This window comes from Epibacterium sp. ABZ3_068, assembly GCF_056159265.1.
Window position 1 is genome coordinate 2048364 of sequence record NZ_JBSWUV010000001.1, and the last position, 16829, is coordinate 2065192.

At 55.5% G+C, this 16829-nt stretch carries 20 protein-coding genes; 15 read left to right on the plus strand and 5 right to left on the minus strand.

Annotation, left to right across the window (positions count from 1 at the left end; all coding sequences use genetic code 11):
• The first annotated feature begins 335 nt into the window (after nucleotides 1-335).
• Nucleotides 336-1445 (plus strand): glycosyltransferase family 2 protein, encoded by a 1110-nt coding sequence (locus ACXAEW_RS09895; RefSeq protein WP_474941158.1) that lies wholly within the window; start codon nucleotides 336-338, stop codon nucleotides 1443-1445.
• Nucleotides 1446-1559: 114 nt separating this feature from the next.
• Here the strand turns inward: ACXAEW_RS09895 and mdh are convergent, their stop codons facing one another.
• Nucleotides 1560-2522 (minus strand): malate dehydrogenase, encoded by a 963-nt coding sequence (gene mdh, locus ACXAEW_RS09900; protein WP_474941159.1) that lies wholly within the window; start codon nucleotides 2520-2522, stop codon nucleotides 1560-1562.
• A 609-nt stretch (nucleotides 2523-3131) separates the two neighbouring features.
• The gene (locus ACXAEW_RS09905; RefSeq protein WP_474941160.1) at nucleotides 3132-3452 is read right to left on the minus strand and encodes a hypothetical protein; all 321 of its coding nucleotides are present in this window, start codon (nucleotides 3450-3452) and stop codon (nucleotides 3132-3134) included.
• A gap of 337 nt (nucleotides 3453-3789) precedes the next feature.
• Between ACXAEW_RS09905 and ACXAEW_RS09910 the strand changes: the two genes are divergently transcribed.
• The 10 genes from ACXAEW_RS09910 (at nucleotide 3790) to creD (ending at nucleotide 12733) form a co-directional block, all read left to right on the plus strand.
• Nucleotides 3790-4644 carry an HpcH/HpaI aldolase/citrate lyase family protein gene (locus tag ACXAEW_RS09910; RefSeq protein WP_474941161.1) on the plus strand — a complete coding sequence of 285 codons (855 nt, stop codon included), beginning with the start codon at nucleotides 3790-3792 and terminating at the stop codon, nucleotides 4642-4644.
• 35 nt (nucleotides 4645-4679) lie between these two features.
• Entirely contained in the window at nucleotides 4680-5228 is a 549-nt protein-coding gene (locus ACXAEW_RS09915) for an NnrU family protein (protein WP_474941162.1), read from the plus strand.
• 24 nt (nucleotides 5229-5252) lie between these two features.
• The gene (locus ACXAEW_RS09920) at nucleotides 5253-5456 is read left to right on the plus strand and encodes a DUF1737 domain-containing protein (RefSeq protein ID WP_474941163.1); all 204 of its coding nucleotides are present in this window, start codon (nucleotides 5253-5255) and stop codon (nucleotides 5454-5456) included.
• Entirely contained in the window at nucleotides 5456-6487 is a 1032-nt protein-coding gene (locus ACXAEW_RS09925; RefSeq protein ID WP_474941164.1) for a MaoC family dehydratase, read from the plus strand. Before ACXAEW_RS09920 ends, ACXAEW_RS09925 begins: the two co-directional genes overlap by 1 nt.
• Nucleotides 6488-6921: 434 nt before the next feature.
• Nucleotides 6922-7305, plus strand: a complete 384-nt coding sequence (sdhC, locus tag ACXAEW_RS09930) for a succinate dehydrogenase, cytochrome b556 subunit (protein ID WP_474941165.1) — start codon at nucleotides 6922-6924, stop codon at nucleotides 7303-7305.
• A gap of 10 nt (nucleotides 7306-7315) precedes the next feature.
• A complete protein-coding gene (gene sdhD / locus ACXAEW_RS09935) occupies nucleotides 7316-7687 on the plus strand; it encodes a succinate dehydrogenase, hydrophobic membrane anchor protein (RefSeq protein WP_474941166.1) in 372 nt (123 codons plus the stop codon).
• A 24-nt stretch (nucleotides 7688-7711) separates the two neighbouring features.
• Entirely contained in the window at nucleotides 7712-9520 is a 1809-nt protein-coding gene (gene sdhA / locus ACXAEW_RS09940) for a succinate dehydrogenase flavoprotein subunit (protein ID WP_474941167.1), read from the plus strand.
• Nucleotides 9521-10321: an FkbM family methyltransferase gene (locus ACXAEW_RS09945; protein WP_474941168.1), complete on the plus strand. Its 801-nt coding sequence runs from the start codon at nucleotides 9521-9523 to the stop codon at nucleotides 10319-10321.
• A 67-nt stretch (nucleotides 10322-10388) separates the two neighbouring features.
• A complete protein-coding gene (locus ACXAEW_RS09950; protein WP_474941169.1) occupies nucleotides 10389-11168 on the plus strand; it encodes a succinate dehydrogenase iron-sulfur subunit in 780 nt (259 codons plus the stop codon).
• A gap of 143 nt (nucleotides 11169-11311) precedes the next feature.
• Nucleotides 11312-12733, plus strand: a complete 1422-nt coding sequence (gene creD / locus ACXAEW_RS09955) for a cell envelope integrity protein CreD (RefSeq protein ID WP_474941170.1) — start codon at nucleotides 11312-11314, stop codon at nucleotides 12731-12733.
• Between the two features lie 170 nt (nucleotides 12734-12903).
• Here creD and ACXAEW_RS09960 read toward each other — a convergent pair whose 3' ends face one another.
• Entirely contained in the window at nucleotides 12904-13272 is a 369-nt protein-coding gene (locus ACXAEW_RS09960) for a winged helix-turn-helix transcriptional regulator (RefSeq protein WP_474941171.1), read from the minus strand.
• A gap of 92 nt (nucleotides 13273-13364) precedes the next feature.
• Between ACXAEW_RS09960 and ACXAEW_RS09965 the strand changes: the two genes are divergently transcribed.
• From ACXAEW_RS09965 to ACXAEW_RS09980, 4 genes are all read left to right on the plus strand, one after another.
• On the plus strand, nucleotides 13365-14141 hold the full coding sequence (locus ACXAEW_RS09965) for a nuclear transport factor 2 family protein (protein ID WP_474941172.1): 777 nt from the start codon (nucleotides 13365-13367) through the stop codon (nucleotides 14139-14141).
• Nucleotides 14142-14338: 197 nt separating this feature from the next.
• Nucleotides 14339-14497, plus strand: a complete 159-nt coding sequence (locus tag ACXAEW_RS09970; protein ID WP_474941173.1) for a hypothetical protein — start codon at nucleotides 14339-14341, stop codon at nucleotides 14495-14497.
• A gap of 83 nt (nucleotides 14498-14580) precedes the next feature.
• Entirely contained in the window at nucleotides 14581-14778 is a 198-nt protein-coding gene (locus ACXAEW_RS09975) for a hypothetical protein (protein ID WP_474941174.1), read from the plus strand.
• A 69-nt stretch (nucleotides 14779-14847) separates the two neighbouring features.
• On the plus strand, nucleotides 14848-15708 hold the full coding sequence (locus tag ACXAEW_RS09980) for an urea carboxylase-associated family protein (protein WP_474941175.1): 861 nt from the start codon (nucleotides 14848-14850) through the stop codon (nucleotides 15706-15708).
• A gap of 62 nt (nucleotides 15709-15770) precedes the next feature.
• Here the strand turns inward: ACXAEW_RS09980 and deoD are convergent, their stop codons facing one another.
• Both deoD and ACXAEW_RS09990 read right to left on the minus strand, forming a co-directional pair.
• Nucleotides 15771-16475, minus strand: a complete 705-nt coding sequence (gene deoD, locus ACXAEW_RS09985) for a purine-nucleoside phosphorylase (RefSeq protein ID WP_474941176.1) — start codon at nucleotides 16473-16475, stop codon at nucleotides 15771-15773.
• A 22-nt stretch (nucleotides 16476-16497) separates the two neighbouring features.
• Entirely contained in the window at nucleotides 16498-16815 is a 318-nt protein-coding gene (locus ACXAEW_RS09990; RefSeq protein WP_474941177.1) for an H-NS histone family protein, read from the minus strand.
• Between the last annotated feature and the right edge of the window lie 14 nt (nucleotides 16816-16829).

Consider the following 16829-nt stretch of genomic DNA (forward strand, 5'->3'; position numbering starts at 1 on the left):
TTTTTTGATTTTGTGATCACGGTATTTCTGGGTGTGATCACAAGCGCTGAAGCGATGGGCGCTAACGTGATTCGCATGTCTCAATATGTTCGTTTTAGTCACGAAGGCCGCCAACTGGACGTGGCCAGTGGGTAGAGATTTGCATGATATGTTCTTCAGGAGTGATGCGGTGCGGGACTTCCAAGAGTCTGCTTGTGCGGACTTGAAGCGAATTGCCCCCTAGGGCATTGAGGGAACGAATTGTACCTGTCTTTTGGAACTTGCACAGTTTGCAGTAGCCGCGAAGTTGGGAGCGATGATAACAACACCTGTGATGGTCATGCAGGAGAACTAAGATGCGTTTCTGGAATAAATGGCGTAAAAATAAGGATTTACGCCTTTGGGGTACCGTTACCACGGCGCTGGAGCCCACTCCTTTGTTGATCAGTTTCGTTGCGTATCATTTGTCAATCGGCGCGCGGGAAATGCATCTTTATCTAGAGCGTTCCGACACGACGCTTGAGGAGTTGGTCGCAGGCGATGACCGGGTCAAAATCACCGTCACGGACCAGACATACTGGGAAAATGCGCATAAAGGAATGCGCCCCGACGTGATCATTGGTCGTCAGAAACACAATATGCGGCATGCGTTCAAACACAGCAAATGCCAATGGCTGTTACACATAGATGCAGATGAATTCCTGATCGACAGCGACAAAGTTTTGGGAACTCTCGCTGATTTGCCAGAGGATATTTTTGTTCTATCCATCCCAAATGCGGAACGCGTGTATTTGCAGTCTCGGCCGCCAAAAGATGTTTTTGACGGGGTGTTTCGTTTGCCGTTTGTGCGAGAAAGCGAGAAAATAAGCGATGCAGATGCTGAGTTGTTTAAGGAAATTTATGGTGCGCATACAGGGCTTTTGCACCGAGGCCTTTCGGCCTACAGCGGTTATAAATCCTTTTTCCGCCTAGGCGTTGGGCTGCTCCCCGATGTGCATCAACCTGCACCGCGGGCGGACTGGGCCAATAATCCAGCTCGGATCTATTACCCAGAAGCTGCATTGTTGCATTTTGATAGTTTTACCAACGCTCATTGGGCCAAAAAAATGCAGCGACTGGTTTGGCGCTACCACGCCAAGCAAAACGACCCCAGTCGTCCAGGGCTGCAACCAAGCCGAACCAGAACCATTAGTCAAATGTTAGATGTTCTGAAGAGGGAAGGCCCAAAAGGGCTCGATCACCTGTTCAATGCGGTGCAGACCGTGGATGATTTTCAGGCGCAAAAGCTTGAAGCACACGGAAAATTAATGCGCAAACGCTTTGATCCTCGTCCCGCCATTGAAAGTACTTGGCCTGGTCTGAGAGTAGACCTGGATGAAAAAAGCTTTGATGCGGCCTTGAGCGCGACACATAGTGAAAACCCGACGCCAACGGAAGCTAGCACAATTGCGGGCGCAGAAAAGTAGGCGTCTGCGTAACATATGCCATGTGCTAAAATTTATCCGACTGTAGTTTAAACGAACAAAATGCAAAATAGGGACATCAGATGTGCCCCTATTTTTTCTGTTTTGCCTGATGGCTTACGCCAGCGAGCTGTCGATGCTTTTGCAGGCTTCAACAAGACCTTTAACCGCGTTGACAGAGTTGTCGAACATTTCCTGCTCTTCTTTGGTCAGGGTGATGTCTACGATCTTCTCGATGCCGCCTGCGCCAATTACGGTCGGAACGCCAACGTACATGTCCTTCACGCCGATTTCGCCGGTGCAATAGGCCGCGCAGGGCAGAACGCGCTTTTGATCTTTCAGATAGGCTTCCGCCATCTCGATCGCCGAGGTTGCGGGGGCATAATAGGCAGAGCCGGTTTTCAGCAGGCCAACAATTTCTGCGCCGCCGTCACGGGTGCGCTGAACAATCGCGTCCAGCTTCTCTTGAGTGGTCCAGCCCATTGCAACCAGATCCGGCAGCGGGATGCCTGCAACGGTGGAATAGCGCACAGACGGAACCATGGTGTCGCCGTGGCCGCCCAGAACAAATGCAGTGACGTCTTTCATGGAGACATTGAATTCTTCGGCCAGGAAGTGGCGGAAACGGGCCGAATCCAGAACACCGGCCATGCCGCAGACTTTGTGTGCCGGCAGACCAGAGAACTGCTGCAGCGCCCAAACCATCGCGTCCAGCGGGTTGGTGATGCAGATTACAAATGCGTCCGGCGCGTTGTCGCGGATGCCTTCGCCAACGGATTTCATCACCTTGAGGTTGATGCCGATCAGGTCGTCGCGGCTCATGCCGGGCTTGCGCGGTACACCTGCGGTCACGATTACAACATCCGCGCCAGCAATGTCGGCGTAATCCTGGGTGCCTTTCAGTGTGGCATCAAACCCTTCCGACGGACCGGATTCAGCGATGTCCAGCGCTTTGCCTTCGGGGGTGCCTTCTGCAATGTCAAACAGAACAACGTCACCAAGTTCTTTCAGGGCTGCGAGGTGCGCCAGGGTGCCGCCGATCTGGCCAGCGCCGATAAGGGCAATTTTGGGTCGAGCCATTGGAATGTATCTCCGGTCCGGTTGAAAGTCATGAGGATGCCTAAGGACTTCCGCAGCATCGTGCAAGGGTCGAGCCACATCCAAACCGTTTCAAACACTTGAAATTACCCCCTTCGCAGCTGCAAAAGAATCTGCAAATAAAGTATTTTCTGCGCTATCGGAGGGTGAGGGGCTGCCGAAGATTTTTGTGCTGAAGCGCGAGAAATTGCGCAAAGATCTGCACAATTTTCAAGCTGTTCGCGCTAGCGGTCGCTTATGGTGCTGCACTTGCACAGGCGATTCTATTACCTGTGATCACGCCTTTTTCGCCCATATCTGCCAACCGAATTGCATTCGGATCCATTTTAAAGCTCAGACTCAGATTCATCATAAGCCCTAACCCGGTCTGATGTTGTCTCGGACGTGAACTCAATAATCAGGTTCGATATGGCACATAGGGAAATCCACCTGCGCAAAAGCGGCGGCTCCGCATTCGCGGCATTCGCATTTTGGCGCCTGTGACATCGGGCCAGCCGACCGGTCCCGCACGAAATCTGCACACAGGATCAAACCGTTCGCGCGGTGACTGGCATGGATGAGCCCGCAGGTACAGGCCCGGGCTGGACGGTTTCACGCGTCTTTTTCTGGATCAGGCACAACTTCAGCCAAGGTCTCATAGGATTGTCCCGAAGCCACTAGGCAAGTCACGCCGGTTGGCATGGTTACGGTAATGGTCCAGGTGCCTGTGTCTTCGGACGCAAAGGTTTCCATCACGGTGCCTTGTTGGCCGATGCCGATACTTTTACGGCTTTCGCCGTATTTTTCGGCCAGACGCTGCACAACAACTTCACGCGGCGCGCAGTTGCGGTTGGAACTCTGGGCCGAAGCCATTGGCGCTGTCGAAACAGTTGCGACCAGCGCGGCGATTACAGCCATAGTCGTCTTCTTCATGGGTTTTACCCTTTCCGGAACGGCTGTCGGCAGAGGTGCTTTCCACGCCCCCGTAACGCCCTGCGAACAAGCCGGTTTGACGAATAGGCAGGTTTTCCTGCCAACGGATCCGCCTGCACGTGGTCGATGCAATGTTTTCGGTTCCGTACTGAAAACTTTCTCAGGAAGTCCCTGAAAACAGGTTAACGCCGCGCGCGCTGCTGTCGCAACGACAAAAAAGACACATGATATGATCAGGCTTTGCACAGTTTTTCTGCACTGCAGAGAATTTTGTGTTGAAATCATATTTCGAAAAAGGTAGCTGATTGGCAACTTTATGACTTGATGGGAGAGATCCATGACCGCGCGCAACCGCCCATATCGCTCTGTTTTGTACATTCCGGGCTCCAGGCCCCGGGCGTTGGACAAGGCGCGCAGCCTGCCGATGGATGCGATAATCTTTGATCTCGAAGATGCGGTTTCACTGGAGGAAAAGGACAACGCTCGTCAGACCTTGGCAGAAGCGCTCGGGGCCGGCGGGTTTGGTGCGCGGGTCAAAATCGTTCGTATCAACGGGCTTGATACAAAATGGGGCCGTTCAGATGCGGAAGCGGCAGCCAAAATGGGCTGTGATGCGATTCTCTTGCCCAAGGTCGACAGCCCTGCCGATCTGGATGCGCTGGCAGAGATCACCGGTGATATCCCCCTGTGGGCGATGATGGAAACCCCGCGCGGCATGCTGAATGCAGCCGCGATTGCCGCACATCCAAAGCTAGAAGGTTTGGTCATGGGCACCAATGATCTGGCGAAAGAGTTGCAAACCCGTTTCCGCCCCGATCGTCTGCCCCTGATGGGCGGTTTGTCCCTGTGCCTCTTGGCGGCCAAGGCTGAGGGCAAGATCATCGTCGATGGTGTCTATAACGCGTTCAAAGATGCCGAAGGCCTGGCCGATGAATGCACCCAAGGTCGCGATATGGGGATGGACGGCAAGACACTGATCCATCCGGCGCAGGTTGATGTGGCCAATGCCGCCTTTGCCCCGTCCGACGAAGAAATCGACCTCGCCCGCCGTCAGATCGCAGCTTTTGAGGAAGCCGAAGCCGCCGGGCAGGGTGTCGCTGTTGTGGATGGTAAAATCGTCGAAAACCTCCATGTGGCCACAGCGCGTGAAATTCTTGGCAAAGCTGATGCAATCGCCGCGCTCGAGGCCTAAGTGTTCAGCAGATTTACATATCTGCGGAGACTGACATGGCACTTCTTGTCTTAGGCATCCTGCTCTGGTGGGCGGCTCATCTGTTCAAACGGCTGGCCCCAGCCGCGCGTGACCAATTGGGCGACAAGGGCAAAGGGCTGGTTGCCCTGGCTCTGGTCGCCAGCATCGTGTTGATGGTGCTGGGCTATAGATCGGCCGAGGTCTACGACCTGGCTGCCCCCAATGCGGCGCTCAAAGGGATCAACAACCTTCTGGTACTGGTTGCCCTCTTTATGATGAGCCCGGCCCCGAAGAAGGGCGCGCTGCTGAACGGAATGCGCCACCCGATGCTGATGGGGTTCGGTCTCTGGGCCGTTGCGCACCTTTTGGTGAACTGGGACGCGGCCTCGTTCCTGCTCTTTGGGTCAATGCTGGTCTGGGCCGTAGTTGAGATCAAGGTGATCAACCGCGCCGAACCCAACTGGACACCTGGGCCCAAGGGTACAATGGCCAAGGACGGGATGTTTTTTGTCGCCTCAATTGTCCTGCTGGGCGCTATTGGCTATGTCCACGGGCTTGTTGGCCCGTCTCCCTTTGGGGGCTGATTGGCTCGAATGGAGGGTAAGACAATGAAACTATATCGTTTTCTAAGCGAAGATGACACATCCGCCTTTTGTCACAAAGTGACCGCCGCCCTGAACAAGGGCTGGGTGCTGCACGGCGAACCGACCTATGCTTTTGATGCCGCCAAAGGTGTCATGCGCTGTGGTCAGGCCGTGGTGAAAGAGGTGGAAGGAACCTACACCCCTGACACAAAACTGGGAGAGCACTAATGGCAAAGACCAATCCGGGCCGTTTTTTCGAGGATTACAAAGTGGGCGATGTGATCAAACACGCCGTCCCGCGCACCGTATCCGGTGGCGAGCGGGCGCTGTATCACGCGCTCTACCCGGCGCGTCACGCGCTTTATTCTTCGGATGAATTCGCGCGCACGGTTGGTCTGCCCAAAGCGCCGCTGGATGATCTGGCGGCGTTTCATATCGTGTTTGGCAAGACCGTGCCGGATGTGTCGCTCAACGCGGTGGCCAATTTGGGCTATGCGGAAGGGCGCTGGCTGAAGCCGGTTTATGAGGGCGACACGTTGCGTTCGGATTCCGAGGTTATCGGCGTTAAACAGAACTCAAACGGCAAGACCGGTGTGGTTTATGTGCGCACGCGCGGTCTGAATCAGAATGATGATGTGGTGATGGAATATGTCCGCTGGGTTATGGTGCGTAAACGCGACCTGAACGCCCCGGCTCCGGACCCCGTGATCCCGGAACTCAGCAAGGTGATTGCGCCCGGTGATCTGATGATCCCTGCGGGCCTGGATTTCACCAATTATGATTTTGATCTGGCGGGGGAAGCACATCGCTGGGGGGATTACGAGGTCGGCGAAACTATCGACCACGTGGACGGCGTTACCGTGGAAGAGGCTGAACATATGCTGGCCACCCGCCTGTGGCAAAATACGGCAAAGGTCCATTTTGACACCACCGCCCGCCCTGATGGCACCCGCTTGATCTATGGCGGTCACGTAATTTCCATGGCGCGGGCCCTGTCGTTCAACGGGTTGGCCAATGCGCAGATGATCGTCGGTCTGAACGGCGGCGCCCACGCCAACCCGTGCCTGTCAGGAACAACCATCCGAGCCTGGTCCGAAGTGCTGGACAAGGCGGAGACATCCGCGCCTGGTGTCGGCGCTATCCGGTTGCGTCTGGTCGCGACTTCCGGTGGTGACGTTTTTGCTCTGAAAGGCGAAGAGGGCAAATACAAGCCCGAGGTGCTTTTGGATCTGGACTACTGGGCGTTGATGCCGGTCTGACGGAAGCCAAATCCTTGATTGAGCGCCGAAACTCCAGAACTTCCGCGTAGGTATAATTATGTGATCACGCAGGGGTTCTTTTGTGCAACTGAACTGCTTTCCGCTTTGGCACCGCTTGGTCAGGGCGGTTTCAACCACCCGCGCAGGACCAGTCTTGCGTGGGTTTTGAGCGGCGCTTAGGATTGGGCCTGCGACATTTGGCTGAATTGATCCGTTTTCCTGCGGTTCTGCCTGCCACATCGGTCGCATTTGGCTGATTCCTACCCGACTAAAATGATCAGAGAAAATTTGTGATCACTTAACATGTTCGTGTGATCACAATGTATACTTTTTAGCGCCAACAGGGGTGCTGCAGTGCAAAATTTACTCCCCCTTAGCGTGACAGGACGCAAAAATCCGCTAAAACGACGTCAGCTAACCGGAAAGGAGCCAACATGGCCGATGTGAATCGGGGCAACCGCCCGCTTTCACCGCATTTGTCGATCTACCGCCCGCAGATGACTTCCGCATCTTCGATTTTCGTACGGGTGACTGGCATTGCAATTTTTGTTTTGTCGTTGTTTGCGGTTTGGTGGCTTCTTGCTGCTGCAACCTCTGAAGACGCATTTTCCGGGATCGACGGGTTCCTGCGCAGCTTTATCGGTGACCTCTTGTTGCTGGGCGCGACTTGGGCACTTTGGTATCACATGCTGGGCCGCCTGCGTCACGTGATCTGGGACTTCGGCTACTGCCTTGAGGTCGAGGTTTCTGAAAAGATGGGACTGGGCATGTTTGTTGGTGCCACCGTCCTGACCGTATTCACCATGATTGTGGTCTGAGGAGCGAGCCATGCGATATTTGACAGACCGTAAACGCGCTCAGGGCCTCGGTGCCGGTCGTGAAGGGACCAAGACCCATTGGAAAGCCTTGGTGACTTCGACCCTTTTGGTGCCCGCAGTGACGTGTTTCATATTCACAGTCGGTGCTGGCATTGGCGGCACTTACGAAGAAGTGCAGGCTTATTTCTCCAACCCGGTGATCGCCATCATCACAGCTCTCAGCATGATCGTAATCGTCATGCACACGCTGCATGAAGTAAATGAGGCGATCGAGGATTATATGCACGGCGTGGCAGAGCGTATGACCTCCATTGCGGCGACTGCATTTGCTTACACGGTCATGGCTGCTGGCCTTTTGGCCTTGATTAAGCTCGCCCTTTAAGGCCGCCCACGAAGGATTGAAAACATGACAGCAGCATATGAATATGAAACCCACGAATACGACGTTGTTGTCGTAGGTGCGGGTGGTGCAGGTCTGCGCGCGACTCTGGGGATGGCCGAGCAGGGTCTGCGGACGGCATGTGTGACCAAAGTGTTCCCGACCCGCTCGCACACCGTTGCGGCGCAGGGTGGTATCGCGGCGTCCTTGTCCAACATGGGCCCCGATAACTGGCAGTGGCATATGTATGACACCGTCAAAGGCTCCGACTGGCTGGGCGATACAGACGCAATGGAATACCTGGCCCGTGAAGCGCCCAAGGCGGTTTACGAGTTAGAGCATTACGGCGTTCCGTTCTCGCGTACCGAAGAAGGTAAAATTTACCAGCGCCCCTTTGGCGGCCACACCACCGAGTTTGGTGAAGGCCCGCCGGTGCAGCGGACCTGTGCGGCGGCGGACCGGACCGGTCACGCTATCCTGCATACGCTGTATGGTCAGTCGCTGAAGAACAACGCGGAATTCTACATCGAGTATTTTGCAATTGACCTGATCATGTCCGAGGATGGGCAGTGTCAGGGTGTCGTCTGCTGGAAGCTCGACGATGGCACAATGCATGTCTTCAACGCCAAGATGGTGGTGCTGGCAACCGGTGGTTATGGCCGCGCCTATTTCTCGGCGACCTCTGCGCATACCTGCACTGGTGACGGTGGCGGCATGGTGGCCCGCGCAGGCCTGGCGCTGCAGGACATGGAATTTGTCCAGTTCCACCCGACCGGCATTTATGGTTCTGGCTGTCTGATCACCGAAGGTGCACGGGGTGAGGGGGGCTACCTTACCAACTCCGAAGGCGAACGTTTCATGGAACGTTACGCACCGAACTACAAAGACCTTGCACCGCGTGACTACGTTTCCCGCTCCATGACCATGGAGATCCGCGAAGGTCGTGGTGTTGGCGAACATGGCGATCACATTCACCTGAACCTCAGCCACCTGCCGGCCGAAGCGCTGGCGGAACGCCTGCCAGGGATTTCGGAAAGCGCCAAGATCTTTGCCGGTGTTGACGTCACCAAAGAGCCGATCCCGGTTCTGCCGACCGTGCACTATAACATGGGCGGTATCCCCACCAACTATTGGGGTGAGGTTCTGAACCCAACCAATGACGATCCAAATGCCGTTGTTCCGGGTCTGATGGCTGCGGGCGAAGCGGGCTGTGCCTCGGTGCATGGGGCCAACCGCCTCGGCTCCAACTCTTTGATCGACCTGGTGGTCTTTGGTCGCGCGGCTTCGATCCGTGCCGGTCAGGTGGTCGATAAGGACGCGCCGAACCCGGTTTTGAACAAGGCTTCAATCGACAAGGCGTTTGATCGTTTCGACGCGCTGCGCAATGCAAATGGTTCCATGGCAACGGCAGAGCTGCGCCTGGAAGTGCAGAAGACCATGCAGTCTGACGCCGCCGTGTTCCGCACCGACAAAACCCTGAAAGAGGGTGTCGAGAAGATGACCGCGATCGCGTCCAAGATGGACGACCTGAAGGTTACTGACCGCTCGCTGGTCTGGAACTCTGACCTGATGGAGACGCTGGAACTCGACAACCTGATGCCAAACGCATTGGCTACAATTGTTGGCGCAGAAGCGCGTAAAGAATCCCGCGGTGCCCACGCCCACGAGGATTACGCGACACGTGACGATGAGAACTGGCGCATCCACTCGGTTACCCGTGTGGAAGGCAATAAGGTCGATCTGAGCTTCCGCCCGGTGGTTCTGGACCCGCTGACAACCGAGGACGAAGGCGGCATCTCGCTGGCCAAAATCGCGCCCAAGGCAAGGACTTTCTAAGTGGGGCTGTCAGAGTTCGAATCTGAGCATCTGAGAAGGGCATTTAAAGCTGCCGGACCAAAGATCCGGCAGCACCTGAAGCCGATTTTACCTCGTTCGGTTGTTGCCTTTGATGACGTGGAATTGATGGTAAATCCCAGCGACAATTTCACGGAACAGTTCTTGTGGGTGAACGGCCGCCCGCCTGAGGCCAAGTCTTTAGAACGTTTAAAGCACATTGTTTCTCGCAAGAAAGCGCTTGTGCTGGATATTGGTGCCAACTGCGGTTTGTATTCAGTTGTTCTGGCAAAATGCGCGGGGCAGGGATCTGTGATAACATCATTTGAGCCAAACCCGATTATGGCGGCGCGGCTTTACGAAAACCTTCGCCGCAACGCGGTGCTTGACCGGGTACAGGTTCAAGGCTGCGCACTCGCTGATAAAGAGGGCGTGCTTAACCTGCGTTTGCACGAAGAAAACTTTGGGGAATCCACTCTTAAAGTCAGTGACAAGGCTGGTTACAAGGATGAGATCCCGGTTCAAACCCGCCCTATTGCGCCGTATTTAGACGCTGTCGGCGACTATGATGTATCGGTTCTTAAAATCGATATTGAGGGATTCGAAGATACAGCCCTGATGCCCTTGTTTGATGCGGTACAGGGGAAAAATCTGCCCGACGCGATTTTGATTGAAACTGCGCATGCTAAACAATGGCAGTGCGACTTGGTTGGTCGGATCAAAGCTGAGGGGTATCAGGAAACGTTCAAAGGTGAGGGGAACACGTTGTTTGAAAAACAGGTGTCAAAGCGCTGGTTTCGTTAAAACGCGTGCCCATAAAAATAGATAGCGACAGCTCACACTGTCAGCCAAAGATGTAGGAGACGTCCAGATGGTCGAATTTGCACTCCCCAAGAATTCCCGGATCACCACGGGTAAAACCTGGCCCAAGCCAACGGGTGCCAAGAACGTCCGAAAGTTCCAGATCTACCGCTGGAACCCGGATGATGGCAAAAACCCAAGCGTGGACACATATTTCCTGGACATGGATAAATGTGGTCCGATGGTTCTGGACGCGCTGATCAAGATCAAGAATGAGATCGACCCAACACTGACCTTCCGCCGCTCCTGCCGCGAAGGGATCTGTGGTTCCTGTGCAATGAACATCGACGGCATCAACACGCTGGCCTGTATTTATGGTCTGGATGAGGTGAAGGGCGATGTGAAGATCTATCCGTTGCCGCATATGCCGGTGGTAAAAGACCTGATCCCGGATCTGACGCATTTCTATGCGCAGCACGCTTCGATCATGCCATGGCTTGAGACCAAGACCAACCGCCCGGCAAAAGAGTGGAAGCAGTCTATTGAGGACCGCAAAAAGCTTGATGGTCTTTATGAGTGCGTGATGTGCGCCAGCTGCTCGACCTCATGCCCGAGCTACTGGTGGAACGGTGATCGCTACCTTGGGCCGGCCGCGTTGCTACATGCTTATCGTTGGATCATCGACAGCCGTGACGAGGCAACCGGTGAGCGTTTGGATGAGTTGGAAGATCCGTTCAAACTGTACCGTTGCCACACCATCATGAACTGCGCAAAGACTTGCCCTAAGGGTCTGAACCCAGCCAAGGCGATTGCCAATATCAAGAAGATGATGGTCGACCGCGCGCTCTGATCTAGGCCTGCCGAACTGATTTTCAAGACCCTCGCCCAGACATCTGGGCGGGGGTTTTGCGTATCAAGTGGGGGTTTTCCGCCATGCGCAAAGTTTTGAAATAGCGTTATAATTTCAGAATTCAGTGAAAGTAGGGTGATGCTATGTTGCGGTCGATGGGGCGCCGGTTTCTGATTGTGGGTTTGTTGGTGCTGCTTATGTTTGTGCCTCTGTTTTTTGCGGCAGAGATTGTAGAGGGACGAAAATCCTTTTCTGCGACGACCATTGAAACGGTCGGGCGGGAATGGGGCGGGGCGCAGGTCTTGTCCGGTCCGCAGCTGGTGATTCCCGTGGAACGCACCGTCACGAAGTTCAGCAGTCGCCCCAGGGTGGATGCACGGGGAACGGTTATTCTGGATGAACACGGCGAAGAAGTTACGGAGCGGTTCGCCGAGGAGGTGACCGAACGCGCTGCACCTGTTTTTCTGTATCCCGAAGATTATCAGGCTGATCTGAGCACAAATGCCCAGATCCGTAAACGCGGCATATTCGAAGTGCCTGTCTATCAGGCGAAGTCAAATTTCTCTTTTGATTTCAATTCGGAGGCTGCAACGGCGGAGCTGGAGGGGAACGAGGTTCTCTTGTGGGACAAAGCTGTTGTGCAATTCTATGTTTCGTCCAATCGGGCTCTGCGCGGGGCGGCGGTGCTAAAAAGCGCGGATCAGGTGTTCACGCTTGAACCCTCTGAACGGGGCAACGGTATTAAGGCGATGGTCGGTGATCCTCGTGCGCTTGGCAGGTTGACGCTGGATCTTGAATTCAACGGTGCCCAGTATCTGAGAGTTGCCCCGGTGGGGCGCAATAGTTCTGTCAGCTTTTCCAGCGATTGGCAGCATCCCTCTTTTGACGGAGCGTTTCTGCCGGATGAGCGGGAGGTCAGCGAAGCCGGATTTACGGCCCAGTGGCGCATCCCACATCTGGCGCGCGCCTTGCCGCAGGCGGCACGGGACAATCCGGATCTCTTCGCGCGCAATGATTTTTCCTTTGGGGTCACCTATCTGCGGCCCAATGATTTTTATCAAAAGGCCTATCGCGCGGCGCGCTATGGCATCCTGTTTATTGCGCTGACTTTTCTGACGATCCTTTTGGTTGAGAAGGGCCGGGACAAGCCGGTGCACCCGGTGCAATATCTGTTGGTTGGTTTGGCTCAGTCGCTGTTTGTGTTGCTGATGGTGGCCTATGCCGAGTTGATCGGCTTTGCTTTGGCTTATGTGTTGTCGGCCGGGGCGGTTGTGGTTTTGTTGACGGCCTACGGCTGGATGGGGCTCAAGCTGGGACGGCGGACGCTGGTTCTGGGAGCGGTTTTGGTGGTTGTCTATGCTGTGCTCTATTTGATCCTGCGCTCGGCCGACTATGCGTTGATGGCCGGAGCCACACTGGCATTTCTGGCGCTGGCGCTCACAATGTTCGCAACACGAAACGAGGATTGGTTTGGGCCCGAAGGGTCCAAGGCGCCCCGCAAGCGGGCACCCCTTTGGCCCAGTGTCGAGAAGGACGCCGCCGAACAGCCGGCTGCAAAAGGGTAACCCATTCTGAAGTTTTCACACAGCTTGCGGTGTCTTTGTGGCCCGCAATCGCAAAGAAAGCAGCCGCCGGAAGTGGTGCGGAGAGGTCGCAGGGCCGGATTGTGCCCTGCCACTGGATCCATTCTTTCTACGTGACAGGCATTCTACAGGTCCAGAGCGTGGCAATGGGATTAGCAGCGGGCATCGTAGGTGGCGCGGGCGTCTTCTACATCCGGCAAGCGGGTCACGGCCCAGCTCATCAGACCCTTTTGTAGATCTGCAAGCTCTTGCCCCAATGGTGTGAGCGCATAGATCACCGCAACTGGCGGGCCGGGATTCACATCGCGGGTAAGGTAGCCGTCTCTTTCCAGATTGCGCAGGTTTTCGGTCAGCACGCGCTGGGTCACATCGCCAATGGCGCGGCGCAGCGCATTGAAGCGCAAGGGACCGTGCGACAGCTCATACAGGATCAGCATATGCCACTTGCCAAGCGCCCGGTTCAACACGTTGCGCACCGGGCAGTCGCCGGTTTTTGTTGCGGGGGCAGTATCCTTTGCCATACCTGGTCTCCTAAAGGTGCGTAATTGACGCTTGGTGCGAATTTGATACCACATGGGCCATCACGTGACCAGACACAGGACAGGAGAGTGAAATGGCTGTGAAGGAAATCGTATTGGCGGCGGTGACAGCGCTGTTTGGAAATTATGATGTGGATGCTGCACGGGACCTGCTGGCACCTGATTACATCCAGCACAATCCAGGCGTTCCCACCGGCGCAGAGGCAATTTTGGGCTTTGTGCCCGCGCTGAAGGAGATGGGGTTGAAGGCCGTGCCGCATCGGGTGCTGGCCGAAGGCAATCTGGTGGTGCTGCACGCCACTTATGAAAACGCGCAGGCCTTTGGCGCTGATAAGCTGGTAGCCTTTGACGTGTTCCGGGTTGAGGACGGCAAAGTGGCAGAACATTGGGACAATGTGCAGCCCTATGTCCCCGCGTCGGAAACCGCTTCGGGCCGGACCATGGTTGATGGCCCCACAGAGATCGTCGATCTGGAGAAGACCGCTGAAAACAAGGCGCTGGTCGAAGGCTTTGTGGACGCGGTACTTTTGGGTAACGCGCCAGAGACGATTACGGATTACATCTCAACCGAGACCTACCATCAGCATAACCCTCATGTGGCCGATGGGCTGGAGGGGCTGGGGGCAGCCTTCGCCGCCTTTGCCGAGCAGGGGCTTCAGGTGAAGTATAATCAGGTGCATCTGGTAGTGGCCGAGGGCAATTTTGTCTTTACAGCCGCCGAGGGCATGTTCGGTGACCAGCCCACCGCGTTTTTTGATTTGTTCCGGGTGGACGCGGGTAAGATTGTTGAACATTGGGACGTGGTTTCAGCCATTCCAGATGAATTTGCCCATGAAAACGGCAAATTCTAACATCTGACAACGCGCCGTCTCAGGTCTGCTTGTGCGAGGCGTCGGCAGGCCTGTTTCTCGCGCCATGGGATGCACTCCATTGGTGCTGCGTTGCAGCGAGCGCATAGCGAGACTGCAAAATCGTCTGATGTAACAGAAGCGTAAAAGGCTTTTATTGAACCCCATGGGAGCTTGAGTCCTTTGAAAGGGAAGATGAAATGTCTGAAGCTGTTCAATTTGTTGAGAAAAAAGACGCGCAAGCTGCGCTGGACATCTTGGCGGAAGCTTGGGGATATTACATGCCGGAAGCGCTGCCGACCAAAGAAGAAGCCGCACAAAAAGACGGCTACGTTGAGTATTACTCCGAAGCGGCCTAATTTCGCGCGTTCGGTTTTACATATTCGTTTGGGATAAGGCCCCGCCATTGATATGGGGCATTTCCCTGGTGTAAGTGGGCAGAATGCCCGTTCTTCTCCTTCTTTTGTTTCTGGGTGTGTTTGGCTATCTGTTTTGGAAGCGCAAGACCACCACGCTGACCCGCAACTGCCGCTGGCGTAAATCTGCCGTTGTAGGCGGCTGGCGCTGTGCCTATTGCGGGGCGGAAACGACCGAGGCTGGCGCGCCCAATTGGTGTGCCAACCGGCGCGGTGCTTCCTAGGCTATTGCTTCAGGAGGCTTGCATTCCTCAATTTTCCCGGTCTTTCTTGGGGAAAACAGGGAATGAATTATGACCAATGACACAGTGACTTCACAACCGGATGATGCCGCCGCGCGCCGGGCTGTAGCGCCTGTAATCTGCTATCCCAATGAGACGCTGCCCAAAGTTCCGATGGAACTGTATCATGCGGCGCGTCAGTCCGCCAAAAAGGTTGATGAGGTACGCGTTGAACCACGGGATGCGGTTTGTTTCACGGTGCCGGAAGGGTGTTTTTTTCGCATCACCAGCATAGAGGGCCCGCAGGTGGGGGATCTGAACCTGTGGAATGCCAATGATCTGTCAGAGCGGTTTTATTCCGGAAAGACCCGCGCGCTGCATGGCACGCATCTGACCACTGGGGAGCGCATGTGGAGCAGCTTTCCGCATTTGCGTCCGATGGCAACAATCACTGCCGATACGCTGGGCTGGTATGGGATTGATGAATTTGGCGGCTCGGTCCACGACGTGATCGGCACGCGCTGTGATCCCTATACCGGCAAGCTATTGTCGGACGTTCAGTACCATCACTGCTGCCATTCCAACCTGACACGGGCCTTGGCGGATCATCTGGGCATCCCGCTGGAGGAAGCGGAACCGCATGTGCACGACGTGTTGAACGTGTTCATGTGCACGGGCTTTACCCGCGATACCGGCCAGTATTTCATGAAGGCGAGTCCAGTGCGGCCGGGCGATTACCTGGAATTTTTTGCCGAGATTGACCTGGTGGGCGCGCTGAGCGCGTGTCCTGGGGGCGATTGCTCTTCGGAACACACAAGCGATACGGCAGCCTGCTATCCAATGCTGGTAGAGGTGTTCAAACCGGCAGATGCAGCGCTGGAAGGGTGGGCTGCTCCGGCCAGAAACGAATATGACCGTAGTCACGGGCGATAAGCCAGGAACCTGACGGTTGATCCCAAGGCGGTGCGAGTGGTGCCCGCCTTGGGGGTATGTCTTCAGGCAAAAGCCGCCTTGAGCGCAATATCGACCATGTCGCCAAAGCTGCGTTCGCGCTGGTCTGCTGGCAGTGCGTCGCCGGTCTGCAGGTGGTCAGACACGGTCAGTACAGCCAAAGCGCGAGCCTTGTGGCGGGCCGCGAGTGTGTAGAGTTCAGCCGCTTCCATTTCGACACCTAATACGCCGTGGCGCACCATCTGTTCGTTCAGGTCGGGGCGCTCGTCATAGAAGGTATCAGACGAATAGATCCCGCCCACGTGGACGCCGACATCCAGACCCTGCGCAGCCTGAACTGCTGCCTGAAGCAGGGACCAATCGGCACAGGGGGCAAAGTTCACCTCGCGAAAGATGCTGTCAGAGGGGGAGCCCACGGTGGTAGCGCTCATCGCAATAATGACATCGCGAATATTGACCTGTGGCTGCATGCCTCCGCAGGACCCTATGCGGATCAGGGTTTTGGCCCCAAAATTGCGCAATAACTCGTTGGCGTAGATCGAAAGAGAGGGCATTCCCATGCCGCTGCCCTGGATCGTCACCGGGTGGCCATTCCACGTGCCGGTATAACCCAGCATCCCGCGCACTTCGTTTACCAGTTGCGCGTCGTCCAGAAACGTTTCTGCCGCCCATTTTGCGCGGTAAGGGTCACCGGGCATCAATACCGTTTCGGCAATGTCGCCTGGGGCGGCTCCGATATGAATGGTCATTGAGTCACCTCGGCAAACGGGATTAGATTTCCAATTCCGAGATATCAACGCCAGCCGTCAATGCAGCATGGACCCAATGGGGTTTCCGTCCACGCCCGCTCCAGGTTTCGTCTGGATTTTGGGGGTTACGATACTTGGCTGCGGCTTTTCCTTTTTTAGCGCTGGTACGCGCCGTCGCTGCGATCTCTTCAAGCGAGAAACCGAATTTAGCTGCTGCTTCTTCGGCAGCGCGCAGGGCTTCGCTCCGCTCACGCTCTTCCGCGTGTTTGATCGCCTCGTCCAGATTGGCCCGTAATTCAACGAGTTCCATTCTGGACATGGTCGAAAGATCGATTGTCATTGGTCTTCTCCAAA